The sequence below is a fragment of the Robiginitalea insularis genome, assembly GCF_052497835.1.
This window is the reverse complement of sequence record NZ_CP199296.1, coordinates 2,449,911-2,473,697: the sequence shown is the minus strand read 5'-3', so window position 1 is coordinate 2,473,697 and position 23,787 is coordinate 2,449,911. Positions and strand designations below refer to the sequence as shown.

The 23,787-nt window shown below is 48.3% G+C and carries 25 protein-coding genes; 13 read left to right on the top strand and 12 right to left on the bottom strand.

The window, feature by feature from the left end; all coding sequences use genetic code 11:
- Window positions 1-22 precede the first annotated feature (22 nt).
- From ACT6NV_RS11190 to ACT6NV_RS11180, 3 genes are all read left to right on the top strand, one after another.
- The gene (locus ACT6NV_RS11190) at window positions 23-1,588 is read left to right on the top strand and encodes an amidohydrolase family protein (protein ID WP_445384536.1); all 1,566 of its coding nucleotides are present in this window, start codon (window positions 23-25) and stop codon (window positions 1,586-1,588) included.
- A gap of 409 nt (window positions 1,589-1,997) precedes the next feature.
- Complete coding sequence (locus ACT6NV_RS11185) at window positions 1,998-2,939, top strand: ExbD/TolR family protein (RefSeq protein ID WP_445384535.1); 942 nt, start codon at window positions 1,998-2,000, stop codon at window positions 2,937-2,939.
- 40 nt (window positions 2,940-2,979) lie between these two features.
- Window positions 2,980-3,393: a hypothetical protein gene (locus tag ACT6NV_RS11180; RefSeq protein WP_445384534.1), complete on the top strand. Its 414-nt coding sequence runs from the start codon at window positions 2,980-2,982 to the stop codon at window positions 3,391-3,393.
- Here ACT6NV_RS11180 and ACT6NV_RS11175 read toward each other — a convergent pair.
- Together ACT6NV_RS11175 and ACT6NV_RS11170 are read right to left on the bottom strand one after the other, a co-directional pair.
- Window positions 3,349-5,913: an ABC transporter permease gene (locus ACT6NV_RS11175; RefSeq protein WP_445386690.1), complete on the bottom strand. Its 2,565-nt coding sequence runs from the start codon at window positions 5,911-5,913 to the stop codon at window positions 3,349-3,351. The two genes, ACT6NV_RS11180 and ACT6NV_RS11175, sit on opposite strands and share 45 nt — an antisense overlap.
- Window positions 5,913-6,602 (bottom strand): ABC transporter ATP-binding protein, encoded by a 690-nt coding sequence (locus tag ACT6NV_RS11170; RefSeq protein WP_445384533.1) that lies wholly within the window; start codon window positions 6,600-6,602, stop codon window positions 5,913-5,915. The genes ACT6NV_RS11175 and ACT6NV_RS11170 overlap by 1 nt, the downstream gene beginning before the upstream one ends.
- A gap of 68 nt (window positions 6,603-6,670) precedes the next feature.
- Here ACT6NV_RS11170 and ACT6NV_RS11165 point away from each other — a divergent pair, with 68 nt between their 5' ends.
- Entirely contained in the window at window positions 6,671-7,378 is a 708-nt protein-coding gene (locus ACT6NV_RS11165) for an arylesterase (RefSeq protein ID WP_445384532.1), read from the top strand.
- On the opposite strand, the gene ACT6NV_RS11160 is transcribed toward ACT6NV_RS11165, so the two are convergent.
- Together ACT6NV_RS11160 and ACT6NV_RS11155 are read right to left on the bottom strand one after the other, a co-directional pair.
- Window positions 7,375-7,611 (bottom strand): hypothetical protein, encoded by a 237-nt coding sequence (locus ACT6NV_RS11160; protein WP_445384531.1) that lies wholly within the window; start codon window positions 7,609-7,611, stop codon window positions 7,375-7,377. The two genes, ACT6NV_RS11165 and ACT6NV_RS11160, sit on opposite strands and share 4 nt — an antisense overlap.
- Window positions 7,612-7,796: 185 nt before the next feature.
- Window positions 7,797-8,453 (bottom strand): peptidoglycan DD-metalloendopeptidase family protein, encoded by a 657-nt coding sequence (locus ACT6NV_RS11155; RefSeq protein ID WP_445384530.1) that lies wholly within the window; start codon window positions 8,451-8,453, stop codon window positions 7,797-7,799.
- A 140-nt stretch (window positions 8,454-8,593) separates the two neighbouring features.
- Between ACT6NV_RS11155 and msrA the strand changes: the two genes are divergently transcribed.
- Together msrA and ACT6NV_RS11145 are read left to right on the top strand one after the other, a co-directional pair.
- Complete coding sequence (gene msrA / locus ACT6NV_RS11150; RefSeq protein WP_445384529.1) at window positions 8,594-9,292, top strand: peptide-methionine (S)-S-oxide reductase MsrA; 699 nt, start codon at window positions 8,594-8,596, stop codon at window positions 9,290-9,292.
- 166 nt (window positions 9,293-9,458) lie between these two features.
- Entirely contained in the window at window positions 9,459-10,196 is a 738-nt protein-coding gene (locus tag ACT6NV_RS11145) for a sugar-binding protein (RefSeq protein WP_445384528.1), read from the top strand.
- Here the strand turns inward: ACT6NV_RS11145 and ACT6NV_RS11140 are convergent, their stop codons facing one another.
- Genes ACT6NV_RS11140 through ACT6NV_RS11130 form a run of 3 tightly spaced genes read right to left on the bottom strand, consistent with a single transcriptional unit; the run spans window position 10,197 to window position 12,727 of the window.
- Window positions 10,197-11,642, bottom strand: coding sequence for a DUF4097 family beta strand repeat-containing protein (locus tag ACT6NV_RS11140; protein ID WP_445384527.1), 1,446 nt, complete (start codon window positions 11,640-11,642; stop codon window positions 10,197-10,199).
- The gene (locus tag ACT6NV_RS11135; RefSeq protein WP_445384526.1) at window positions 11,614-12,198 is read right to left on the bottom strand and encodes a hypothetical protein; all 585 of its coding nucleotides are present in this window, start codon (window positions 12,196-12,198) and stop codon (window positions 11,614-11,616) included. Before ACT6NV_RS11135 ends, ACT6NV_RS11140 begins: the two co-directional genes overlap by 29 nt.
- The gene (locus tag ACT6NV_RS11130) at window positions 12,182-12,727 is read right to left on the bottom strand and encodes an RNA polymerase sigma factor (protein WP_445384525.1); all 546 of its coding nucleotides are present in this window, start codon (window positions 12,725-12,727) and stop codon (window positions 12,182-12,184) included. The genes ACT6NV_RS11135 and ACT6NV_RS11130 overlap by 17 nt, the downstream gene beginning before the upstream one ends.
- A gap of 90 nt (window positions 12,728-12,817) precedes the next feature.
- On the opposite strand from ACT6NV_RS11130, the gene ACT6NV_RS11125 reads away from it, so the two are divergent.
- The 5 genes from ACT6NV_RS11125 (at window position 12,818) to ACT6NV_RS11105 (ending at window position 17,343) form a co-directional block, all read left to right on the top strand.
- On the top strand, window positions 12,818-13,732 hold the full coding sequence (locus tag ACT6NV_RS11125; RefSeq protein WP_445384524.1) for an aldose epimerase family protein: 915 nt from the start codon (window positions 12,818-12,820) through the stop codon (window positions 13,730-13,732).
- A 105-nt stretch (window positions 13,733-13,837) separates the two neighbouring features.
- Complete coding sequence (locus ACT6NV_RS11120) at window positions 13,838-14,401, top strand: DUF2911 domain-containing protein (protein WP_445384523.1); 564 nt, start codon at window positions 13,838-13,840, stop codon at window positions 14,399-14,401.
- Window positions 14,402-14,404: 3 nt separating this feature from the next.
- Window positions 14,405-15,457, top strand: coding sequence for a methylmalonyl Co-A mutase-associated GTPase MeaB (meaB, locus tag ACT6NV_RS11115; RefSeq protein WP_445384522.1), 1,053 nt, complete (start codon window positions 14,405-14,407; stop codon window positions 15,455-15,457).
- A 55-nt stretch (window positions 15,458-15,512) separates the two neighbouring features.
- Window positions 15,513-16,472 (top strand): glycosyltransferase family 2 protein, encoded by a 960-nt coding sequence (locus ACT6NV_RS11110; RefSeq protein ID WP_445384521.1) that lies wholly within the window; start codon window positions 15,513-15,515, stop codon window positions 16,470-16,472.
- Window positions 16,456-17,343, top strand: a complete 888-nt coding sequence (locus ACT6NV_RS11105) for a lysylphosphatidylglycerol synthase transmembrane domain-containing protein (protein ID WP_445384520.1) — start codon at window positions 16,456-16,458, stop codon at window positions 17,341-17,343. The genes ACT6NV_RS11110 and ACT6NV_RS11105 overlap by 17 nt, the downstream gene beginning before the upstream one ends.
- Here ACT6NV_RS11105 and ACT6NV_RS11100 read toward each other — a convergent pair.
- The 5 genes from ACT6NV_RS11100 to mazG all read right to left on the bottom strand — a co-directional run bounded on the left by ACT6NV_RS11100 (window position 17,340) and on the right by mazG (window position 22,036).
- The gene (locus tag ACT6NV_RS11100; protein WP_445384519.1) at window positions 17,340-19,004 is read right to left on the bottom strand and encodes an ArnT family glycosyltransferase; all 1,665 of its coding nucleotides are present in this window, start codon (window positions 19,002-19,004) and stop codon (window positions 17,340-17,342) included. The two genes, ACT6NV_RS11105 and ACT6NV_RS11100, sit on opposite strands and share 4 nt — an antisense overlap.
- Complete coding sequence (locus ACT6NV_RS11095) at window positions 19,001-19,570, bottom strand: phosphatase PAP2 family protein (RefSeq protein WP_445384518.1); 570 nt, start codon at window positions 19,568-19,570, stop codon at window positions 19,001-19,003. The genes ACT6NV_RS11100 and ACT6NV_RS11095 overlap by 4 nt, the downstream gene beginning before the upstream one ends.
- Window position 19,571: 1 nt before the next feature.
- Window positions 19,572-19,799, bottom strand: a complete 228-nt coding sequence (locus ACT6NV_RS11090) for a hypothetical protein (RefSeq protein WP_445381686.1) — start codon at window positions 19,797-19,799, stop codon at window positions 19,572-19,574.
- 23 nt (window positions 19,800-19,822) lie between these two features.
- Window positions 19,823-21,196, bottom strand: a complete 1,374-nt coding sequence (locus ACT6NV_RS11085; RefSeq protein WP_445384517.1) for an MATE family efflux transporter — start codon at window positions 21,194-21,196, stop codon at window positions 19,823-19,825.
- A 63-nt stretch (window positions 21,197-21,259) separates the two neighbouring features.
- Window positions 21,260-22,036 (bottom strand): nucleoside triphosphate pyrophosphohydrolase, encoded by a 777-nt coding sequence (gene mazG / locus ACT6NV_RS11080; protein WP_445384516.1) that lies wholly within the window; start codon window positions 22,034-22,036, stop codon window positions 21,260-21,262.
- Window positions 22,037-22,128: 92 nt separating this feature from the next.
- On the opposite strand from mazG, the gene ACT6NV_RS11075 reads away from it, so the two are divergent.
- Window positions 22,129-22,677: a hypothetical protein gene (locus ACT6NV_RS11075; protein WP_445384515.1), complete on the top strand. Its 549-nt coding sequence runs from the start codon at window positions 22,129-22,131 to the stop codon at window positions 22,675-22,677.
- A 9-nt stretch (window positions 22,678-22,686) separates the two neighbouring features.
- On the top strand, window positions 22,687-23,784 hold the full coding sequence (locus ACT6NV_RS11070; protein ID WP_445384514.1) for an N-acyl-D-amino-acid deacylase family protein: 1,098 nt from the start codon (window positions 22,687-22,689) through the stop codon (window positions 23,782-23,784).
- Window positions 23,785-23,787 lie beyond the last annotated feature (3 nt).

Genomic DNA, 23,787 nt, shown 5'->3' with positions numbered 1-23,787 from the left:
CAGTATAAAAGATCAACCAAGCATGAAAAAAATCAGCATATTTATTTTAACCGCCTTTATAGGTGCAACCTTCGCCTTAAGCGCCCAGAATTCTTTATCAGAAGGCCCATTTGAACAACTGGTCATAAGGGGTGCCATGCTCATAAACGGGAATGGTGCCCCGCCCATCGGTCCTGTGGATATTGTAGTTGAAAACAACAGGATTCGTCAGGTAAAGGTTGTTGGGTATCCCGGGGTTGCCATAGACCCTGCTAACCGACCACAGTTACAAGCCGGAGGAAAGGAAATAAATGCCGAGGGCATGTATGTCCTCCCGGGATTTGTAGATATGCACGGGCATATCGGGGGTACTGCCCAGGGTGCTGAACCCGACTACGTTTTCAAACTATGGATGGGACATGGGATCACAACCGTAAGGGAACCCAGCGGCAGGGGGGTAGATTTTACCCTGGATTTAAAAAGAAAAAGCGCGGCTAACCGTATTATCGCCCCCAGGATTCTGGCTTATACCGGTTTCGGTCAGGGAAGTAATGGCCCTATCAGCACGCCCGAACAGGCCCGGGAATGGGTCAGGGCCAATGCTAAAAAAGGTGCGGACGGCGTCAAGTTTTTCGGAGCTGCTCCCGAAATCATGGCTGCAGCCCTGGATGAGAATAAAAAGCTGGGGTTGCGATCGGCCTGCCACCATGCCCAAATGGATGTGGCCCGCTGGAACGTGCTGCATTCGGCCCGTGCCGGCCTTACCAGTATGGAACACTGGTATGGCTTACCAGAGGCTCTCTTTGAGGACAAAACCGTACAGAATTACCCTTTGGACTACAATTACAACAATGAACAGCATCGTTTTGAAGAAGCCGGTAAATTGTGGGAGCAGGCGGCTGCCCCCTACTCCGCTCACTGGAACGCGGTGATGGATGAATTGCTGGAGCTGGATTTTACCCTGGATCCCACCTTCAATATTTATGAAGCCAGCCGGGATCTTCACCGTGCGCGCAGGGCAGAATGGCATGAAGAATATACGCTGCCTTCCCTCTGGCGTTTTTACGCACCCAGCAAAGTTTCACATGGCTCATACTGGCACTATTGGGGAACGGAACAGGAAGTGGCCTGGAAGCGAAATTACCGCCTGTGGATGACCTTTATAAATGAATATAAAAACCGGGGCGGGCGGGTCACGGTTGGGTCTGATTCAGGGTTTATTTACCAACTATACGGTTTTGCCTATATCCGGGAGATGGAGTTACTGCGGGAAGCCGGGTTTCACCCGCTTGAAATAATCAGGGCGGCTACCTTAAACGGGGCAGAAGCCCTGGGGATGGATGCCGATATCGGGACAGTGACCGTTGGGAAACTTGCCGATATGGTAATCGTTTCGGAAAACCCCCTTGAAAACTTTAAGGCCCTTTACGGTACAGGTGCCATCAAACTGACCGAAAACAATGAAGTGGTCCGGGTTGGGGGCGTTACCTATACTATAAAGGACGGTATTGTTTACGATGCCAAGGCATTGCTTGAGGATGTAAAAAAGCAAGTGGCAGCTGCCAAAGCGAAGGAAAATTTTGAATTAAAACAACCCGGTAGAGATTAGGGATAATTCTGTTCTGAAAACCCAATAAAAAAGGCCCCTTACGGAGCCTTTTTTATTTGATTGAAAGCCTTATTTAATCCTTCTGTTTCCAGAGCGCACGCGAACAGGCTTAAGTTTTCGAACAGACAGATAAAGTAAAGTACTTATTCCCGAAAGTGCAATGATTATCAACATCATAAGATTAGGTTTTTAGAGGCACTATTTGGGTATAATTCAAATAACGCCTTGCTAATATAGGAGACCCCTTACAAAGACTGCAAGATTTGGGTTAAAGGGTGTGTATTTTGGCTAAAGTGCTCATTTTTAAACAAATCAACCCTTCAGGACCATCTGGAATTTATAGTATGAATGCTGGACGGTTCATTCCCGGCTAATATTACTTGCCAAAAATACGTATCTTGACAGGGCTATGAAGAAATTACCCTTTACTACAACGGGATACCGTTTATCCGGCTTGTTTCTCTGCCTTATTTCCCTGCTGTTATTTAGCGGTATGGGCCTGGCCCAGGAATCCCGGCCAGAGGATAAACTTTTTGAGTGCATCCGGGGTGCCTATCCGAATGCGGGGCTCAGCCTGGACAGCCTGATGCTCAGCTTTGAGGGAGAACTTATAGAAGAAGGCCTGCTGGAAACCAATTCAGCAACGGATTACCGGGGGTTATTGCAGCAGATTGCCTCAGGACAGCGCATAATCCGACCTGTAGAGCGCAACTTTGGCCGAAGGTTCCTGCTATTGGATAAAGATTCACTGATCTATCTGGATTGCCGGGATATGCAAAGCAAACTACTCTCTGCAAATGAGGAAAGTACATTATATCGCTTTGCGATTACCAAAAATAATTTATTACAACAGGAAGCGAGCGCCTCAGTGGAAGCAGCAAGTTTGTTGGAAGTTTTAAGTGTTACAGACTTTGAACTTCCCTACTACAGGCTCTTTACCTACTATATCATAGATATGTCGGCAACGGAGGTTAGCCTCGAGCTTCCGAGCCTTGCCCAGTTACAGGCGGCTGGAGGACTACAGAGCTCCGGGGCAAATGTTTTAAGGATATACCTCAACGAGGAACAACAACTTGTTGTTAATGATAACATATACAGCTGGGAACAACTTAAGGAAACTATCAGTGCCCATATCCTGCAGTTTCAGAAGGATGCCGTTTACGTTCTGGAAGTGGAATCAGATGTAAAGTATAGTGAGCTCATACGCCTGAAAGATGAAATTGCACTTTCAATTACTACGGTACGTAACAATTACGCCCGAAGCCGGTTTAATAAAACCTTCATGGAACTGAATCCGGAGGAGACGGCCCTGGTAAACCGGCAGTTCCCCATCCTGATTGTATCCCCTTAATCCACTTTTTTCTTAGATTTAAGTGATTATTACACTTCATATGAAGAAGCTTATTGTACGGTACTCAAAACGACTACAAATCATATCGGGTATACAGGCACTCTTCTTTACAACTCTTGGAATTGTAAACATAATTCTTGAAGAATACTGGTTTTGGTTGGATTACAGCTGGTTGTTAATAGGTTTAGCTTATGTCGGGGGTTTCCTCTGGTACCGGTTCCTTCCCTATGCAAGCCTGGAGTCAGACACACTCACCGAACACGGCTTTTGGAAAAAAAGTATTGACCTGAGGCAATTAACCACTTTAAAAACCTTTGCCTGGGATTTGATCCTGCAAACCCCGGAACAGAAACTTAAACTGAATTTGGGCATTATCCACCCCGGGGACAAGGAAAAATTAATGAATGCCCTAGAGGCCTTCGCGCCGGAGTACCTGCAAGGGAGGGCTGTTTAAAACCGGCCGGCTGTTGAACAGTCCTATCCCCAACACCAACAGGCTAATGCCCGGAACCACTACCAAGAAGGGTATCCAGGAAGGGACAAAACTCATTTCAAAGACCCCGTAAGCCAGTAATTGTGTAGCCCCCAAAGCGAGCAGGGAGCCCATTACACTTCCAATTGCCCCCAGGAACAGGTACTCCAAAGCAGTAATTTTAAGGATCTGGCCTGTTCGGGCCCCCAGGGTGCGCAACAAAACGCTTTCCCTGATCCGCTGTACCTTGCTGGTACGGACGGCCCCAAGCAGCACAATCAGCCCGGTAAGAATACTGAAAAAGGCCATAAAACGGATAATCCAGCCAATTTTATCAAGGATATCCCCGACTACCTCCAGCAGCTGCCGGATATCCAGGACCGAAATGTTCGGATAATCACGTACCAGTTCCTGTTGCAGGGCAGCAGAACGCCCGGCATCTTCTGCGTAGGTCGTCAAAACATGGAAACGGGGAGCTGCCTCCAGCACCCCGGTCGGAAACACAATAGAGAAATTCAGTTGTAAGCGGCCCCAGTCTACTTCACGGATACTCCCAACAACGGTTTCCATCTGCACGCCCTGTACGTTAAACAACAAAGTATCCCCAACTACTACTTCGGCATCCTGTGCCACATTGGAAGAAAGGGAAATAGGAACCGGCCCTGTTTGGTTTTTGAATTGTGGAACCCATTCGCCAGACAGCAGTGTTTCGGATCCTATCAGAGAATCCCTGTAGGTAGTCCGGAATTCGTGATTCAAAATCCAGCCATTTACGGTAGCGGTGGTATCCTTTCGGAGGTCCTCAACCGTGCGATCCTTAATTTTCTCGAGGCGCATGGTCACAATCGGGATATTTTCAAGCACCGGGAATCCCTTAGGCTTTATTTGAGAAGCCAATTGTTGTTCCTGTCCGGCCTGCACGTCCAACAAAATAAGGTTGGCTGCAGGGGTTTCATCTTCCAGTTTCGCCCGGGCCAGCAGCATATCCTGTGTAAAATACAGGGTGCTTATCAAAAAGCTTCCGATTCCAATGGCCAGAATTAGCACCAGGGTCTGATTATTGGGTCGGAAAAGGTTCCGCAGCCCCTGTCTTGCCTCAAAGTTCCAGGAATTTGGGAAATACCTTCGGATGAGCCGCATCAGACCCCAGGCGATCAGGGCCAGAATGGCAAAGGTAAAGGCGAGTCCGGCAACAAATCCCAGGGCCCGAAGCGGTCGCCCCAGGATTTGGTTGGCAACCAGCCATATACCCAAAAGAATTAAAGCAAAAACAAGCGTTTTCAGCCGTTTTGAAATCGCCGGGCTCCCTTCCTGAATCCTGAGTACGGCCAGGGGGCTTACAAACCAGCTGCCCAGTAAGGGAAGCAAACCAAAAAGCACAGACATAAATACGCCCAGGCTGAGTCCGAGCAGTACAGGGGTCCAGTGGGTTGCCCATTCCAGGTCAACCGGCAAAAAGTCCTGAATAAACAAAGGAAATACCTGCTGCAGCAACAAGCCGATAGATGTCCCCAAAATACCCCCTAGTAAGCCAATACCTATGATCTGAATAAGGAAAATAAGGAAACTCTGTTTTCGGGAGGCCCCCAGGCATTTCAAAATAGCCAGGAATTGCCTTTTTTCCTTCATATAGATGTGTACCGAACTGGCAATCCCCAGACAGCCCAGTAAGAGGGCAATAAAGGCAACCAGTTTCAGGAAGCGCCCAACATTGTTGAAGCGGCGCCCGAGTCGCTGGCTGGTATCGGTATGCAGGTCCATATCCGCTCCGTTGATGTCCAGCTCCGGGTCCATCAAATTGTAATGTGCTTCGAGATCAAAACCAGCAGGTGCCTTGAAGTAAAAATTATAGCCTACCCTACTGCCCGTCTGGATAAGCCCGGTAGCGTCCAGCTGACTGTAAGGGATCCACACTGCCGGGGCTACGGAGGTAGTAACTGCCGTGTTACCCGGGGCTTCAAGGATACTCCCCCCTATATGGAAGACACGGTTCCCCAGTTTTATGGAATCTCCAGGCTGCAGATTAAATTGGAGCATCAGGGATGCATCCACCAGGGCCATTCCATTTTGCTGATAGCCGGATGCCGCTTCGGAAGGATTCGTCAGCAGCTCCCCATAAAAGGGGTAATTACCCTCCATGGCTCGTACCCGCACCAGTTTGGTCCCGGGCTTTTGCTGGAATGAAGCCATGGAAACAAAACTGGCTTCCCTTGCCGAGGCCACAGCAACACTGTCACTTTGCCTGATCAATTCCGTGGTTTCCTCCCCGGGAAGGGCATCCATATCGATTAAAAAATCGGCCCCCATCAATTCCTTGGATTGCCCTGCAATGGTTTCCTCCAGGGTTATCCCGAAATTCTGGATGGCGACCAGTGCCGCAATCCCCAGGACAATGGCACTCATAAAGAGGAAAAGCCTGCGTGTACTGGCTTTTCCATCGCGCCATGCCATTTTTAAAAGCCAGCCCGTCCCAGCCCTGTTGTTACCCCCGGCAGTATCCATCATCCTGTAACGGCTGAAGATTCCACAACAATCTTACCCCCCTTAAGCTGCAGGATACGGTCGCATTTTCGGGCCAGCTCCAAATCGTGGGATACGATTACAAGAGTGGTCCCGGCCTCCTTATTCAGGTCAAACAGTAAGTTTTCCACCTTTTGCCCCGTATGGTCATCTAAATTTCCGGTGGGTTCATCTGCGAACAAGATCTTTGGGCGATTGGCAAATGCCCTGGCAAGGGCTACCCGTTGCTGTTCTCCACCGGACAATTGGCTGGGGTAGTGATGCCCACGATCGGACAGCCCTACTTTTTCAAGGAGTTCTTTTGCCACGGGAAGGGCATTGCGGACTCCCTGTAACTCCAGGGGGACACAGACGTTTTCCAGCGCCGAAAGGGTCTGGAGCAGCTGAAAATTCTGAAAAATAAACCCGACCTGCTGATTTCTGAGTGTTGCCCGCTGGTCTTCCGACAACATTTCAATCTTTTCTCCACAGAGTTCAATACTACCTGAATCCGGAGTATCCAATCCCGCACAAAGCCCCAGCAAGGTGGTTTTCCCACTCCCTGAGGGCCCTACAATTGCAAAACTGGTTCCTTCCGGTACCGAAAAGGAGATATCCTGAAGGACTTTAAGCGGCCTGCCGCCACTGTTGTAGCTTTTCTCCAGCTGGTAAACGTTTAATATATTTGACATGTCTGTATCTTTCATCTCGCAAAAGCGCTGAAAATACGGAATACTAATCAAAAACCCGTTTTGGAATCATGCCGGAAATCTTAAAGTTTCGTTATATTTTTTTATGCCTGACGTGCCTGCTGCTCAGTTGCGGGGACACGGATAAAAAAGCAACGCCTCAGGCCGATCCAACACCAGAAGAAAAGGTTGCCACTTCGGCCAGTGGGCAAACGATCCTCTTTTTCGGGGATTCCCTAACAGCAGGTCTGGGACTTGATCCGAACCAGGCTTTTCCGGGAGTCATTCAGAAGCGCCTTGATTCATTGGGGTATCCATTTACGGTGGTCAATGCCGGGCTTAGCGGAGAAACCACTGCGAGTGGTAAAAATCGACTGGATTGGGTGCTTCGGCAGGAGCCAGCCGTATTTATTCTTGAACTGGGGGCTAACGATGGCCTCAGGGGCATCCCGCTATCGGAAACCCGGGCAAATCTTTCGGAAATTATTATAAGGGTAGGAGAGAAATATCCGGATGCCCGCATCGTTCTGGCGGGCATGCAGCTCCCTCCGAACATGGGGCCGGAATATACAACGGAATTTCGCCGAATTTTTCCTGAACTGGCGGAGGAGTATCAACTGGAATTGATACCCTTTCTGCTACAGGGGGTTGGCGGGAACCCCGAATTGAACCAGGCAGATGGGATCCACCCTACCGAGGAAGGTCATAGAATTCTGGCTGACAATGTCTGGGAGGTGCTGGGGCCGCTACTGGAAACCGGACCCGGCAAGACTTCTTAAGCGATACCCCTGTCCCTTTTGGTAGAAAAGCTCAACGCCTTTTTTACACGTGCATTAGGACGACGATACAGGCGGGCTACCTCAGTGCTGCTGATCTGCTTCTTGTTAACATCGATATTGGTGATCTCAACCATTTCCATTTGAACCGTTTCAACTTTTACTTCCTGGGCTTTCTGAGCCTGGGCAGCGATTCCGATAAAGAGAACAAATACGATGGTAATTATAGCTTTCATGACTTGGGGTCTTTTACTATAATTAAAACGGGTAGCAGAGGGTTTCACCGGCTTGCATTTCGCCGAAAAACCCTTATTTTTCGGTATCTGGCAAGAATACGGATAAGCGGTAAAAAAACATCGGTAAACGGATCGGATACCCGAAACCGCTTAGCGATAAAATCGGCAGTTAATCCCTAAACCTTTTACTGATAGTTTAGAAAAATGAGCGGGTCGGGGCAATTCTGCCGGTAAAAATCCAGTGAGGATGCGGTACAGACCCCGGGATAGTCCCCGGAATAAGACCCAAGATCCCGAATGATTTGAAAATGCAGGTGGGCTGCATAGCCGCCATTAACCTCAACATCCCCGAGATGGGCCAAAACCTGTCCCTGACGAAAGACCTGGCCCTGATGCAGGCCCTGCAGGTCTGTTGGGGATAGATGGCCGTATAATGCATACATCTTCCCGGAGCCAGAATCGTGCTCCAGGATAATAACAGGGCCATAATCTCCCGCATTTTGTCTATAAGCCCAGCTATGGACCCGCCCATCGAGCGGAACCAATACAGGGCTGCCTGCAGCTGCCCAGAAATCAACCCCAAGGTGGATGTTACGGTCTTCTGAAGGGTCATCCTTAAAATGTGTAAATGAAGTATACAGTGCGCGTTGTTCGAGGTATCCCCCATAGGCTATCCCGGCACCGTGTTGCCGCAGTTGTTCGTCCAGGTAGGCCTGACAGGCCTCCGGGTCCCGTATAGAAGCCCCCAGATCCGGATTGGATACAGATAAATCAACCAGCAGGTATTTCTCCCGCTCAAAAGGGATATGCATTAGTGGTAAAGGGATGCCGGACTTTTCCATAAAAGGTTTTCAAATATCGAAAATACTTTTGGCTGCCGGGAGACTTTTGGAATTATAAATACAGAGGTTCCCGAGAATTAACATTTCTTAAAGGCACCCGCAGGGCTGTAGTTTGTATTTTCGAAAAAGAAAAAGAAACCATGAGAAAAGAATTTAAATTATTGATTACAGGCTGTTTATGCCTATTGATGGCATCCTGCCAGTCCAGACCCAAAAAAGAAAATCAAGCAGCCGAAATTCCTCAAATAGCAGAAAACACAGAAGTCGCAAAAGGTTTGTCTCAGCAGGACTTATCGCAATACGAAACGGCCTACTTCGCCAGCGGGTGTTTCTGGTGCGTTGAAGCCATCTTTGAAAGTGTTAAGGGTGTAAAGGAAGTGATTTCCGGATATGCCGGGGGGACTGAAAAGGATCCTACTTACGAACAGGTCAGTTACGGGCGCACCGGCCATGCCGAGGCAGTTGTAGTATATTACGACCCTGAAGAAATCAGCTTTTTTGAACTGGTACAGGTTTTCTTCGGGTCTCATGACCCAACCACCCTCAACCGGCAGGGCCCGGATCAGGGGGCTCAATATCGATCCATCGCCTTTTACGAAAATGAAGAAGAACAAAAAATTATCCTGGCCTATATGCAGGCACTCAGGGATAATAAGGTTTACGACCGGCCTATAGTCACCGAGGTAAGCCCCCTGACTAAATTTTATCCTGCGGAGGACTATCATCAGGATTATGAAAAAAAACACCCGAACAATCCGTATATCCGAAATGTCTCCATTCCGAGGCTTAACCGGTTTAAGGCTAATTTCCAGGATTACCTGAAGGAAAATGCGCATTGAACCTGTGAAAAAAAACTAGTTTTCAGCAATGCGGCCTGTAAAAAGGCCGCATTTTTTAATATTTATCCCAGAAGGAAGTATCTTTATTTACAGGAATTCAAAAAGCTCCGGAGCTAAATGAAGCGCCAAAATTATTATCCGGAGCCGCCCTGACAACAATCGAAACATGAAAAGAATACTGCTTACTGCAATGCTCATGCCCATGCTGTTCTCCTGCTCAGAGGAGTCTCATAAAAAAAATCATCAAATAATCCCTGTAAATAAAAGCCGTTCGGAAATTGTGCTGGACGGCAGTGCCCAGGAAGCCAGCTGGGATGAACAGCAATGGTATACGCTGGATCAGAACTGGCTGGGCGAAACCTATGATTTCGAAGATTTTTCAGGCCGGTACAAGCTCTTATGGGATGAAGAAGCTCTTTATCTCTATGTGGAAATTACGGATGACACGCTTTACGACCAGTATGCGGACCCCCTGAAACTCTGGTGGGACGATGATTGCCTTGAAATTTTTGTCGATGAAGATAATTCAGGGGGCTTGCACCAATACAACCACAATGCCTTTGCATACCATGTGGCTTTGGACGGAAACGTGGTAGACCTGGGCCCGGACCGGGAGCCACACCTGTATAATGAACACGTTAGGTCTTCCAGGAAACAAGTGGGGAATACCAGTAGTTGGGAAGTGGCCGTTGCACTATACGGGGATAACTTTACAGAAGGTGGGAAACACAGCCCGGTAGATCTGAAAGCTGATAAACAGATTGGCTTTGCCCTGGCTTATTGCGACAATGACGGAAGTAAGGAACGGGAAAATTTTATAGGGTCGGTTTTTGTTCCGGGAACGGATAAAAACCAGGGGTGGATTAATGCGGATATCTTCGGGACGCTGCTACTGAAGGACTAATCAGTTGTTAAGATTTACCTGACTGTAAGCGGCGTTTATTACAATGGAATTTCCCGAACCCTTTTTCAGGAAGTACCCTTTACTGGCTGATCCTGCAGCCCCTTTTCCATTATCCCAGGTAATTCCCTTTGGAAGCAACACTTCGGAAGCTTTGTTGTTCACGGTTATGACATAGGCTACAGCCGGCAATTTCCCATAAAATTCCCCATTCTGAACGGATACTTCCAGTTCCCCGAAATCATCTGATAACGAATGAATGCTCAGGGAGCCAAGATTGTTCTGTATGGAGGTTTTCCCCTGTATCCGGTCTATTTCAATATTGGAGGATGTGCTATTGAGTACAAGGCGGGCCACTTCATCCAGTGTAATATTATCCGAAAAATCGGCACTGAGCTTCCCTCCCTTCCAGGATTTAACTGAGATTGGCGAATATCGTGCCTCTATAAGGGTATTTTCGCCTTCGAGTGCCGAAGCAAGCAAACTTGCATAAGACAAGTTTGCTCGCATATTTAAGGTGTTTCCGGCCATTTTTACCTCTCCGTGCCGAACATTCATCTTCAGGGGCGTGTTTTTGGGCATTTTGATTTTAATCGTCTTTTTGATCGTAAAATTTTGATTGCCTTCCGCTCCGCGCATATAAAATACAGCGGCTCCTTCCCTTGCATTTTTACGCACCTCGGCCCTGACCTTGGCCGCTTCTTCCCGGGCCTTAGCCACCTCTGCACGCATTTTTTGGCGTTCGGCTGCCATTTTTTCCCGCTGCTCCGCACGCAGTTCTGCCTGCTCCTCCATTTGCTTCAGGCGTTCCGCATGACGCTCTTCCCATCGGGCTGTCCACTCCTCTGAACGGGATTCCATTTCCTTGGACCATTCTTCCAATTCCTTGCGATACTTTTTATCAAAGCTTTTTTCAAATTCCTTTTGCCATTTTTTCATATAGGCCTCACCGTCTTTCTGATACGCCTCATAATCAAAATTCTTGTAAGGAATCGGAGGCATGGGGGGCATCGCTGCTATCTCGGGGAGATCAGCCATGATTTCACTGATCATCGGGGCTAAATCAGGCATTTCGGGAATCTCGATATTCAATTCACTTAAATCAATATCAGGGGCATCCATCCTCCAGGCCCAGCCTTCATTTCCTAGGGTACTAATTTTAACAGCTGAACTGTTCCCCATTATTTCGATTCCGGCTTTCTCGAAATACTTCTTTGCTTCTTCTTCAGAAGCCCCTTCCAATGTGATTACCGCTTCCACCACCACCTCATTTCTATCCCAGGCATCAAATTCGATATCTGCATAAGAGGTGTTCAGTTCAATAACTGCATCTTTATCCACTTTAAAGGATTCCTTATAGGTCCTTGAATTTTGGGCCATAGCGGGTTGCACGCAGAGCAAACCACATAATATCAGGCCACTAAACGCTATTGAGGTTAACTGTTTCATTTTTTGTTGATTTTAATTCGTTTAACTTCGATTTCAGTTTTAATAATAATTGCAAACGGTATTGAAAATTCTTGATCATGGCCGAAATGGTTTGCTCATTCGGGCCAATTTCATTTAACTCCTTGCTCAGTAACTTGTATTCCGAATCCAGTTCCCTGAGCCGGGCTATAAAATCATCCGCAACCATCCTGTTTTCGTCGGAAATATCCAGGCTGGCCAGCTCCATGTTTATGTTGGTTGTGTAATATTGTTCCAGTTTTTTAAGATCCGGCGATAAATCCCCCAGGGAAAGGGCAGCTGGGGTCTGGGTGGTATCCCGGACTACCACCGTCTGAACATCTTCAACAGGCTTCTCTGCTGTGGGTAGGAGGTACCAGATCCCAAAACCAAGCATAAGGGTAACCGAAGCGGCAATACCCATCCAGAAAGGAGTATTGTTGCGCTTTTGTGGAAAGGATTTCTGCAGTCTTTTTCGGAAGCGGCTCTCATGTCCCTCCGGCATTGGATGCTCCTTCTCCCGATCTGCTTTTAATAAGGTCCTAAGATCTTGCGACATGGCTTTCTTTTTTTAATAGTTCTTTCAGATACCCTTTGCCCCGCATCAAACGGGTACGACAGGTAGTTTCATTAATATCCAGTATTTGGGAAATTTCTGCATGGTCATATCCTTCAACCAAATACAGCTGCACCACAAAACGGTATTTCTCAGGCAACTCATCTATACAGTTTTTAACGTGTTCCACGGTTACTCCCTCGGAAACAGTCCAGTCATCTTCCTCTGCAATGGTCAGCCGGTGTTCCTCCAGCTCCACAAAATGCTGGCGCCGGGCTTTCAGAAAATCAATACAGCGGTTTACCACTATGCGTTTCAGCCAGGCCCCGAAACTTACCTCTCCCTGGAACTGATCGATCTTCTGGAATGCCCTTATAAAGGCTTCCTGGGTTACATCCTCCGCATCTGCAGTATTTTTCAAAAACCGCATGGCCACACAAAACATTCCATCAGCATACTTGCGATAAAGCTTTAATTGAGCCTTTTGGTTATGTTTTCTGCACTGTGAGATCAGATCTGACTGTACAAACAAAGTTTCCAGTTTGGTATTTTTTAGTTGCTATCTTAAGGACGATACAAAATATGCAGTGTTTCAAAAAAGAGTATTTTTAATAAATATTTTGTGCTCCTCTTGGAACAAATTACAATAAAAAACAGCCATTTAGAGCTAAAAGCCCTGAATTACGGGGCGGTCTTACAGGCGTTGCAGTTTCACACAGGGGCCGGCAAAAATCAGGACCTGGTGGTGGGGCTGGACCAGCCCCGGGATTATCTGGAAGACCAATACTCCCTCGGCGCCTGCGTAGGGCGATATGCGGGCAGAATTAGCGGGGAAACCCTTCAATTATCTGGAAGCTCCTTCCCTATGAACCATACAAATGGCATTGTTCTGCACGGGGGTACCAAAGGGCTGGCCAAAAGATACTGGAAAATAGAAGCCGTCAGCCAGGCGGGGGAAGAACCCTCTATTCATTTTTCCTATCACAGTCCGCACCTCGAAGAAGGATTTCCCGGCAATGTAAGCATCCACCTCTGGTATATCCTGCAAAAGAACAGTTTGTTGATCCGGCATAAAGCCACCTCTGACCAACCCACTGTTCTGAACCTTACAAACCATACGTATTTTAAGATTGATGATGAAGCGGGAATTGAACATTATGAAATGTGCTTAAACAGTCGCAGGATGCTGGAAACGGATGAGGATTTAATCCCTACGGGAGCCATCCTGGAGAATACGGGAATTTATGATTTCAGCAGGCGAAAAACCCTGGGGAACATAAAACTGGATACTCCTTTTATCCTTGAAAAAGGGGTAGAACCAGCCGCAGAACTTATTTCAGGGATCTCTGGAATTCGATTACGGGTGCACACCAATCAGCCGGCGGTTATTGTGTATACCCCGGAGACATTTGCAGGAATTTGTTTTGAAACCCAGAATTACCCGGATGCCCCCAATCATCCAAACTTCCCGTCGGCTGTGCTCCTCCCGGGAAATACGTATCTGAATGAATCGCTTTTTACTTTTGACCGACCCTAAAAGGATTTAAAGGCCACAGATAAAGGGGGTAATCCGTGATCGGGAAAATTAGTCCCCGGCAACTGGAATGTTATCCTTAAATTAGGGCTACCAAATAAAAGTAAGATGAAAACATTAAAATGGGTACTGGGCATAATCCTGGCCCTTCTGCTGCTCTTTTTCTTTGTGGGCATGCCCTACCTCAAAGAACAGACCAAGAAACACAGCCCGGAAAAGACGGCAACCTATGAATCAGGAGATACGGTGCTCAGTGTACAGTACAGCAGCCCTTCAAAGAAAGGAAGGGACATTTTCGGGAAACTGGTGCCCTACGGCAAGGTATGGAGGACCGGGGCGAATGAACCAACTACTTTCAAGACTAGTACAGCGATCCGGATAGCCGGAAATATGCTTCCTGCCGGGACCTATTCCCTGTGGACTATTCCCGACCGGAAGCAATGGACCGTCATTTTCAATAAAGAAGTTCCGGACTGGGGGGCTACCCTTATGAGCGGAGGCTCCGAGACCACACGGAATCCTGAGGCAGACCTCCTGCAAGTGGTTGTTCCGGTTATGGTAAGTCAGCAACCTTCTGAAAACTTCCTTATCGATTTTGAGGAAGGGGATCAAAACATTTTTTTAAGTCTGAAATGGGACCAGACGGAGATCCGGGTCCCCTTAAAGCTGTAACATTTGGCAAAACCTCCATCCGCATCGGAAAGCAAATTAGCACGAATACGGGATTCCCGAAGGGCACAGCGCGATATCCCCGCCCTGATCAAAGCAATACGCGAAAAAGATACAGTAGCCCTGGCACGGGCCATTACCCTTGTTGAAAGCACCCTGAGCTCAGATTATGAGGCCGCTCAGAAAATCATCGAGGCGACCATCAGCCAGGCCAGACGATCGGTCCGCATAGGGATTACAGGGGTGCCCGGGGTGGGCAAAAGTACTTTTATAGAGGCCCTGGGCTTACAATTATTGCAACAGGGAAAAAGGGTGGCCGTGCTGGCGGTGGACCCGAGCAGCAGCCTGACTAAAGGGAGTATCCTGGGCGACAAAACGAGGATGCAGGAACTCAGCAGGGCCCCTAACGCCTTTATTCGCCCCTCCCCTGCGGGAGATTCGCTTGGGGGTGTGGCCCGAAAAACACGAGAGAGCATCATCCTGTGTGAAGCGGCCGGGTTTGATGTCATCCTTGTGGAAACGGTGGGGGTCGGTCAAAGTGAGGTTGCCGTGCACGGCATGGTAGATTTTTTCCTTTTGCTCAAACTTGCAGGGGCAGGAGATGAATTACAGGGGATCAAAAGGGGTATTGTGGAAATGGCCGATGCCATTGTCATTAACAAGGCAGACGGCGCCAACCTGCCGCAGGCCAAACTGGCCCGTACAACCTTTGAAAATGCCCTGCACCTTTACCCCCCAAAGCCCGGGGGCTGGGTCCCTAAAGTGCTGCTGTGTTCCTCTGTGGAAGGCAGCGGGATTGCAGATGTATGGGAACTGATCACAGATTATGTCAAAAAGGCGAAGGAAACGGGTCTTTTCGGGGATAAGCGCAGAGAGCAAAACCGCAACTGGCTAAAACAGCGTATAGAACAGCAACTCAGTGCTGACTTCTATTCGCATCCCAAAATTGCAGGTTTACTGGCGGAAATAGAGGCCCAGGTCCGGGAACAACAGATAACACCCTTCCAGGGAGCCTCAAAATTACTGGAGATTTACAGGTCTGAGGGCAATACCCGCTAAACTTCGGATTGCACAAAAAAGAATTACCTTTGGAAGCAAATCAATGCACCATTACATGGATGTGATTACCGACGAACTGCTTTCCATTGTTGTGCCCTTGTATAACGAAGAGGAAAATGTTGCGCTGCTAACGGAAAAAATTCACAAAAGCCTCAAAGGGTACCAGTACCAGATCGTTTATGTAGACGATTTCTCAACCGACCGCACCAGGCAAGTGGTCCGGGAACTTAAAGACCCGAAAATCCATATGATCGCCCTGAAAAAGAATTACGGGCAGAGCCTGGCACTGGCGGCCGGTATTGATTATGCCTCGGGCGAATACATCATTACCATGGACGGGGATCTGCAAAATGACCCCTCGGATATACCCAATATGCTTCCCTACGCTTTGAGCGGGGAATACGATGTAGTTACCGGGATCCGTCAAAAACGGAGGGATTCACTGGTCAAAAAGATCCCCTCAAAAATTGCCAATTTCCTGGTGAGACGGGTCACAAAATTAGACATAAAGGATAACGGCTGCGCCCTGAAAGTATTTACCAAAACCATTGCCAAAGACCTCAACCTCTATGGGGAAATGCACCGGTTTATTACCTTGCTGGCTCATTTGGAGGGGGCACAGATCAAACAGCTGCCGGTAAAGCACCACGCCCGTCATGCAGGGGTTTCCAAATATGGTCTGGAACGTGTTTTCAAGGTCATAGCAGATATGATGCTGCTGCTGTTTATCCGCAAGTATTTCCAAAGGCCCATCCACTTATTTGGGATCTTCGGGGTTTTACTGATTATTTTGGGAGTACTCATCAATGTATATCTGCTAATTGTCAAGCTGGGCTTTAATGAGGATATAGGCACCCGCCCGCTGCTGATTTTCGGGATGATGTTCATTCTGGGAGGGATACAGCTTTTTACCATCGGAATTGTGATGGAATTGCTAATCCGCACCTATTACGAATCTCAGAACAAGCGCCCATACCGTATTAAAAATATCCAGATCGGTGGGGAAATTGCATAAAAAAGGGACTACCCTCTTAAAATTTATTTTCAGTGCTTTACTCCTTTATCTGGTATTCAGCCAGATACCGCTGCGTTCCGTTTGGGAGGTTTTGCGCCAATGCGACCTGTTTCTGCTCCTGCCCGCCCTTCTTTTCTTTATGCTTTCCAAATGGGTAGCAGCCCTTCGGCTGAACCGGTATTTCCATCAGATAAACACCCCCCTGACTCATAATGCCAATCTGAGACTGTACCTGCTGGGGATGTTTTACAATCTTTTTTTACCCGGGGGAATCGGAGGGGATGCCTATAAAGGGTATCTGCTGCACAAAACTTTTGGCAGCCCGACAAAGCGGCTGGTTGCCGTACTGCTGCTCGACCGCATCAGTGGGATGTATTTACTTTTCCTTTACAGCGGGGCGCTGCTGCTTTTCCTGGCCCCCGCATGGCTGGAAGGGTATCAAATATGGGCAATACTATTACTGGCCAGTAGCCTTGGGGTATATTGGCTTGTCCACAATAAATTTTTCAATTACCTGCAGGCTGTTTTCTGGGGGTCACTCGGGTTTTCGGCGGTGGTACAGTTCTCACAACTGATCTGTGTGTATTTCATTTTCGCAGCGCTGGGCCTTGAACAGGGCCTGCCCACCTATCTGTTCGTCTTCCTGGTCAGCAGTATTGTTGCAGTACTTCCCTTTACTATTGGCGGGGTAGGCAGCCGGGAGCTCGTTTTTTACTACGGAGCCCTGTGGCTCGAATTAAGGGAGGATACAGCTATTGCCATCAGTCTTGTTTTCTTCCTGATAACCGCCCTATGCTCGTTCCTGGGGATCTACTATCATTTTAAAAAGCCGGTACTAAGCCTGAATACTGTAGCTCAAAAGGAAGTTTAGGGTTTGGTCAGACGCAGCAGGTGCCTCTTTCGAAGCAGTTTTTCCCTGGTCCCGGGGTTTAAAAACCTGGCTTGTAGTCTGCTAATCCTGAATTGATTAACTGAATACTGTTCCTGCAATTCGAATCCCATCTCCCTGAGGTTTTCCAGTTCCTGATCTGTGGCATAGACCCACAGCCCTTCCTCAGCCGCAATATCCCCGGCTGAAATCGTTTTGAGCGGTTTGCCAAAGTAGAAGTCCAGGGCCCAGCTATGGTCTTCATTGAGTTTGTAGATGGTATTGATTTGCAGGTTCTTTTTTTCGATCAGCTTGGCCATCTCAGATCCTGCCTGGTACTTTAGCAATTCCGGATAAAAATGCAGATTCAGCATACTGTTTAATAAGATGCTGGCCAGCAGGCTGATACCCAGCAGGCGGGGTAAAGGGGATTTATGGCTTCTGATAAACCATACACAAAGCACAACAGCAGCTGCGATCACAGTTACCGCCAGAAGTACACTCAAAGGAAATACCCAGAAAAAGATCACGGAAACAGCCAACAGTACAATCCCAAAAATCCCTAACTGGAAATACGAGGCTTTTTGCAACCAACTTCCACGACCTGAGGCAGCCATCGTATCCAGGAACCCGGCAGTAAGTACGGCAAACAGGGGGATTGTAATATTGAGGTAATGGGGTAATTTGAATTGTGCAAAACTGATGATCAGAAAGATGGTAGTAATCCCCCCCAGGGTGAGCACCTCTGTGGATCCTGTCCTGCTTTGTGCCCTTTTCAGAAAGATTTTTGCCCGTTCCCAGTAGGCGGCCAGCCCCATCAGCGTCCAGGGCAGGAACACCCATAAAAAAGTATGGAAAAAGAAGAAGTAATCTGAGCTGTTCTTTCCAACCCCTTCTCCGCTAAGGCGTTCAAAACTCTGTTCCCAAAGGATAAAGAAGATCCCGGACCGGTTATCCCTCCCTCTGATCACCTTCTCCGGATGTAAGTCGAATTGCTGGTAATAGGCATAGAGAATGGGGGTGATAACGATCCCAAAAACAACCAACGCCCAGATAATTTTTGGATTAAACAAGCGCTTCCAATTCCGGGTATAGCCCAGCTGACATATCAGCGGAAGCCCGATTACCACGATTGCAATTTGCCCCTTGGTTGAGAAAGCTATTCCGGTTGCCGCTGCCCCGATAAGCAGCGGTATGAGTCTACCGTAGCGCAGGTATTCCATCAGTTTCCAGATAGCCAGGACGGTAAAACCGGTCAAAACGGCGTCTGTGCGGACATCAATCAGGGAAAGTACAATGGTCTGCGAACTGAGAAAAATCAGGGCCGCAATTTTCCCGGCATTCCTGCTATACAACAATACTCCCAGGCCATAGCAGCTATAGGCCCCCAACAAGGTTGCCAGAATTGCAGGGATTCGGTAGGCCCAGTCCTCTATCCCGAATAAACTGTAAGATATGGCAGCAAGCCAATAATGCATATGGGGTTTATCCAGGTATTCCTCCGTGCCTTTCCACAGGCTGAGAAAGTCCTGTTCCTGTACCATTCGCATGGCCATGACGGCGAACTGGGCCGAGTCATTTTCCATCAGGGTTGCAAAGATCCCGGCAATAAATACGCCAATTAATGCAATGAGAAAGGCCCAAAAAAAGCGAGCAGAGATCATGACGCGAATTTTAAGGATGCAAAAGTATAAAGTCTGTAGAACAACCAGCCGAAAAAGCTACCTGCCAGGGCACCACTCACAACATCCAGCGGGTAATGCACCCCGAGATAAATTCGGCTAAAACCAACCGCCAGAGCCCAAATAATCAGAAAAGAACAAAACCAGCGCCAGGCCTTCCCAAGAAAGAAACAGAAAAAGGTTGCCAGGCCCATGGCATTTGCCGCGTGGGCTGAAAAATACCCATAGCGTCCCCCACAACTGGCCTTTACCAGCCGCAAAACCGATTGAAGGTCCGGGTCGTGGCAGGGTCTGAGCCGGGCCACCCCGTATTTAAAAAAATTAGCCAGCTGGTCGCAGACGGTTATCAAAAGGGCGATAAATATTAAAAACACAAGGGTATTTTTCCATCCGAGCCTGCGAAAGCTTATAACCAACAGCAAAAGATAGAGGGGGATGGCTGCCCACTTGTCGGAAAGAAAAAGCCAGAAACCGTCCCAGGCGGGTGTTCCCAGGCTATTCAGGTACAAGAATAATTCCCGATCTTTTTCTATGATCGCATCCCACATATCAATCCTCGTATCTGGCAATTTCCCGATCGTAGAATTCGGTTGCCTGTCTGATAAGTCCTTCCGTTTCTTCAGCTAATTCCGCTTCGTCCTCCGGGCTGAATTCCTCCAGCCACTCCACCTCATCATTCTCAAGATTAATAATAAAGCGGGGGTACTCGGTATGGATGATAAAGATAGCCGACGGATAATCCGTATTATCCCCCAGCAAAAATTTAGGTAAGTCCATCTTAACTCTGTCTTAAGTACTGCTTAAGCCTGTTTTAACAGCAAGCGGTTGGTCATATAACGAAATCGAAGATACAACATTATTGCCGAGGCTGTAAGCCCGGTTAACAGCCCAACCCAGATGCCGATGCTTTTCAGGGAAGTGTGTAGGCCCAGGTAATAACATACAGGGAAAGCGATCAGCCAGTAGGAAATAAAGGTAATCCAGGTTGGGATTTTTACATCCTGAAGCCCGCGCAGGGCACCCAGGACTACCACCTGCAGCCCGTCGGATATCTGAAAGAAAGCTGCAATCAGCAACAATTCCGACGCCATTCCCATAACCGCCAGGTTGTCTGCCCGGTTCGCCATATCGTTCACATCCAGGTAGAGGGTGGGGAGCCAGTTGCGTCCGAATAAAAAGAGGAGGGCAAAGAGCACCTCCAGCAGTGCTGTCATTAAGAAAATGGAGGTGGCTATACGCCTGAGCTCCGGATAATTGCGCAATCCCTTCTGATTCCCTAGCCGAATCATAGCGGCCACTCCCAGGCCCATCCCGAACATAAAGGTCATACTGCTCAGGTTCAGGGCAATTTGGTTGGCTGCCTGGGGGTTTTTACCCAGCACCCCGCTTATCCAGACCGCAGCGGTAAATATCCCAACCTCGAAAAACATCTGGAGCGCTGAGGGGAAGCCCAGGTCCATGATTTTCCGCATCATCTTTTTCCGGATTTTCCCGAACTGCAGCCCTTCCACATATCGCTTAAAAACAGGTCGCCTGAGCAGGATAAACCAGAGGAAAGCACACATTCCAATCCGCGCCACCAGGGTGCCAATAGCTGCTCCTACAATTCCCAGTTTGGGAAACCCCAGGGATCCGAATATCAGCAAATAATTCAGGCTGATATTGATGATATTAGCCACTATTGTAGCGTACATGGGATGACGGGTTTGAGAGAGTCCCTCAGAGAATTGTTTCAGGGCCTGAAAGATAACCAGCGGAATCAGTGAGAAGGCTACCAAATCGATATACGGCCCGGCTATAGCAACCACTTCCGGTGGCTGGTCCATCAGGTACATCAGGGGCTTGGAAAGCAGTATTAACCCGAACAACGCAATTCCGAGGAGGGTACACAGCAGCAGGCCGTGCCGCAGTACAGATCGTCCAACCTCCGTATCCCCTGCCCCATCCGCCTCAGCCACCAGGGGGGTAATGGCCGTGGAAAAACCAATTCCCAAAGACATGGCGATAAAAACAAAACTGTTGCCCAAAGAAACAGCCGCCAGCTCTGCAGTCCCCAGCTGGCCCACCATGATATTATCCGCAAAGGCAACAAAGGTATGCCCAAGCATCCCAAGGATTACTGGGGATGCCAGTTTAATGTTGTATCGAAATTCTTTGGTATAGGCCTTGTACAAAAAACAAAGGTTTATGAGGTCCGCAGCTGCCAGGACAAACCTCTTATTCGCAATGCAAGCATTCTATTCCAGGTTTTTGGCGGCTTCCCAGTGTACATCCATTTCGGCAAGGGTCATTTCCGAAAGGGTTTTCCCTTCGGATTTGGCCTGCGCCTCCAGATATTTAAATCTTTGAATAAATTTTTTATTGGTACGCTCCAGTGCGTTCTCCGGGTTGATTCCCAGAAAACGCGCATAGTTTACCATGGAAAAAAACACATCTCCCATTTCTGCCTCCAGCGCTTCGGAATTCCCGTTTTGCTGCTCTTGTTCCATTTCAGCAAGCTCCTCACGAACCTTCTCCAATACCTGCTGTGGGTTCTCCCAATCAAAGCCTACCCCGGCCACCTTTTCCTGTATCCTGTTGGCCTTTACCAGTGCAGGCAAGCTGTCAGGAACGCCCTGCAAAACACTTTTCTTACCCTCTGATAATTTGATCTTTTCCCAGTTCGCCTTTACTTCCGCCTCCCCGCTCACAGCTACATCTCCGTAAATATGCGGATGACGGCGAATAAGTTTATCACAGATATCGTTGGCTACATCCGCTATATCAAAATCCCGGGTTTCCGATCCTATGCGGGCATAAAATACGATGTGTAACAACAGGTCTCCCAGTTCCTTCTTTACCTCTTCCAGGTCGTTTTCCAGGATGGCATCTCCCAGCTCATAGGTCTCCTCTATGGTAAGATGCCTGAGGGATTGCATGGTTTGTTTCCGGTCCCACGGGCATTGCTCCCTAAGCTCGTCCATAATGGTCAGTAAACGATCAAAGGCTTTAAGCTGTTCTTCCCTCTTGTTCATAATCCTGGAATTTCGGCAAATGTACGAATACCCCTTTTTGGTTACCAGCCGGATTTACAGTAATTTTAAGAGACAACAACCGACCTGATAAGATGAACAAATACGCATTGTCCCTTTTGCTTACCGTACTACTGACGGTTAGCTGCAGCACTCCTCCCTCTTATGACCTGATTATCCGGAACGCACGCATCCTGGATGGCACCGGTAACCCTGCCTATGATGCGGACCTGGCCGTGCAGGCAGACACCATTGCCTTTATAGGTGACCTTAGCAAAGCTGTGGCCACAGAGGAGCTGGATGCCGCAGGTCTGCACCTGGCCCCCGGCTTTATCAACATGCTTAGCTGGGCGAATGTGACCCTGCTAGCGGACGGGCGTTCACAAAGTGATATCCGGCAGGGGGTTACCCTGGAAGTAATGGGGGAAGGCACTTCAATGGGGCCCCTCAATGCGGAAATGAAATCAGAAATGATAGAAGGCCAGCAGGAATTGCAGTACGAAGTTCCCTGGAACACCCTTGGAGAATATCTGCAGCATTTGGAATCTAAGGGGATTTCTACCAATGTCGCCTCCTTTGTTGGAAACGGGACGCTTCGTAAATATGTGATGGGCTACGAAAAGCGGCCCCCCGGTCCGGAATAAATGGATGAAATGAAATCCCTGGTCCGGCAGGCCATGGAAGAGGGGGCAGTGGGTATGTCTACCTCCCTGATCTATGTCCCCAGCGGACATGCCGGGACAGCGGAAATAACAGAACTGGCTAAAGTGGCGGCTGAATATGACGGAATGTATATCTCCCATATCCGCAATGAGGAAGACAGCCTGCTCTTTGCAGTAAAAGAACTCATTCAAATTGCCCGGGATGCAGATATCCGTTCTGAAGTTTATCACTTCAAGGCTTCCGGAGAAGCCAATTGGCACCTTTTGGACAGCGCCATCAGCCTGATTGAAAAGGCAAGGGAAGAGGGGCTCCAAATTACTACTGATATGTATATGTACAATGCGAGTTCTACCGGCCTGAATGTCCTGCTGCCGGCATGGGCTAAAGACGGTGGCCACCAGGCCACTATGGCCCTGATGGCAGATCCGGCCAGGCGAAAACAGATGATTGCCGAGGTTGCCTTCCATGTACCCCCGGAAAATATTCTCCTGGTGGGTTTTAAAAATAAAGCCCTGAGGGACCTTATCGGCAAAACCCTTGCCGGGGTGGCAGCAGAGCGGAATATCAGCCCGGCAGAAACTGTTGCCGACCTGATTTATGAAGACGACAGCCGGATTCAGGTGGTTTATTTCTCTATGAAGGAAGACAATATTGAGAAAAAACTGCAGCTACCCTATATGGCTGTTTGTTCAGATGCCGGGTCCTACACAAATGAGGGGGCTTTCCTGGCACAAAGCACGCATCCCAGGGCATACGGGTCTTTCAGCAGGTTGCTGGCACATTACGTCAGGGACCGAAAGCTTATTTCCCTCGAAGAGGCCGTACGAAGGCTGAGCGGGTTACCGGCTGAAAACCTAAAGCTAAAAAAACGGGGCCTGCTTAAAAATGGCTATTTCGCAGACCTGGTACTGTTTGATCCTGAAAAAGTACAGGACCACGCCACCTTTGAGAAGCCTCATCAATACGCTACAGGGATAACCCATGTTTTTGTAAACGGGCAGGCAGTCATCCTTAACGGGGAACATACAGGGGCTTTTCCAGGCCGTTTTGTCAGGGGACCTGGTTACGCAAAAAAAGTCAATAATTAATTC

What these genes read in the sequence shown, in the direction of transcription:
- ACT6NV_RS11190 (WP_445384536.1), top strand. Translation starts at nt 23, where the DNA reads ATGAAAAAAATCAGCATATTTATTTTAACCGCCTTTATAGGTGCAACC.
- ACT6NV_RS11185 (WP_445384535.1), top strand. Translation starts at nt 1,998, where the DNA reads ATGAAGAAATTACCCTTTACTACAACGGGATACCGTTTATCCGGCTTG.
- ACT6NV_RS11180 (WP_445384534.1), top strand. Translation starts at nt 2,980, where the DNA reads ATGAAGAAGCTTATTGTACGGTACTCAAAACGACTACAAATCATATCG.
- ACT6NV_RS11175 (WP_445386690.1), bottom strand. Translation starts at nt 5,913, where the DNA reads ATGGATACTGCCGGGGGTAACAACAGGGCTGGGACGGGCTGGCTTTTA.
- ACT6NV_RS11170 (WP_445384533.1), bottom strand. Translation starts at nt 6,602, where the DNA reads ATGTCAAATATATTAAACGTTTACCAGCTGGAGAAAAGCTACAACAGT.
- ACT6NV_RS11165 (WP_445384532.1), top strand. Translation starts at nt 6,671, where the DNA reads ATGCCGGAAATCTTAAAGTTTCGTTATATTTTTTTATGCCTGACGTGC.
- ACT6NV_RS11160 (WP_445384531.1), bottom strand. Translation starts at nt 7,611, where the DNA reads ATGAAAGCTATAATTACCATCGTATTTGTTCTCTTTATCGGAATCGCT.
- ACT6NV_RS11155 (WP_445384530.1), bottom strand. Translation starts at nt 8,453, where the DNA reads ATGGAAAAGTCCGGCATCCCTTTACCACTAATGCATATCCCTTTTGAG.
- msrA (WP_445384529.1), top strand. Translation starts at nt 8,594, where the DNA reads ATGAGAAAAGAATTTAAATTATTGATTACAGGCTGTTTATGCCTATTG.
- ACT6NV_RS11145 (WP_445384528.1), top strand. Translation starts at nt 9,459, where the DNA reads ATGAAAAGAATACTGCTTACTGCAATGCTCATGCCCATGCTGTTCTCC.
- ACT6NV_RS11140 (WP_445384527.1), bottom strand. Translation starts at nt 11,642, where the DNA reads ATGAAACAGTTAACCTCAATAGCGTTTAGTGGCCTGATATTATGTGGT.
- ACT6NV_RS11135 (WP_445384526.1), bottom strand. Translation starts at nt 12,198, where the DNA reads ATGTCGCAAGATCTTAGGACCTTATTAAAAGCAGATCGGGAGAAGGAG.
- ACT6NV_RS11120 (WP_445384523.1), top strand. Translation starts at nt 13,838, where the DNA reads ATGAAAACATTAAAATGGGTACTGGGCATAATCCTGGCCCTTCTGCTG.
- ACT6NV_RS11110 (WP_445384521.1), top strand. Translation starts at nt 15,513, where the DNA reads ATGGATGTGATTACCGACGAACTGCTTTCCATTGTTGTGCCCTTGTAT.
- ACT6NV_RS11100 (WP_445384519.1), bottom strand. Translation starts at nt 19,004, where the DNA reads ATGATCTCTGCTCGCTTTTTTTGGGCCTTTCTCATTGCATTAATTGGC.
- ACT6NV_RS11095 (WP_445384518.1), bottom strand. Translation starts at nt 19,570, where the DNA reads ATGTGGGATGCGATCATAGAAAAAGATCGGGAATTATTCTTGTACCTG.
- ACT6NV_RS11090 (WP_445381686.1), bottom strand. Translation starts at nt 19,799, where the DNA reads ATGGACTTACCTAAATTTTTGCTGGGGGATAATACGGATTATCCGTCG.
- mazG (WP_445384516.1), bottom strand. Translation starts at nt 22,036, where the DNA reads ATGAACAAGAGGGAAGAACAGCTTAAAGCCTTTGATCGTTTACTGACC.
- ACT6NV_RS11075 (WP_445384515.1), top strand. Translation starts at nt 22,129, where the DNA reads ATGAACAAATACGCATTGTCCCTTTTGCTTACCGTACTACTGACGGTT.
- ACT6NV_RS11070 (WP_445384514.1), top strand. Translation starts at nt 22,687, where the DNA reads ATGAAATCCCTGGTCCGGCAGGCCATGGAAGAGGGGGCAGTGGGTATG.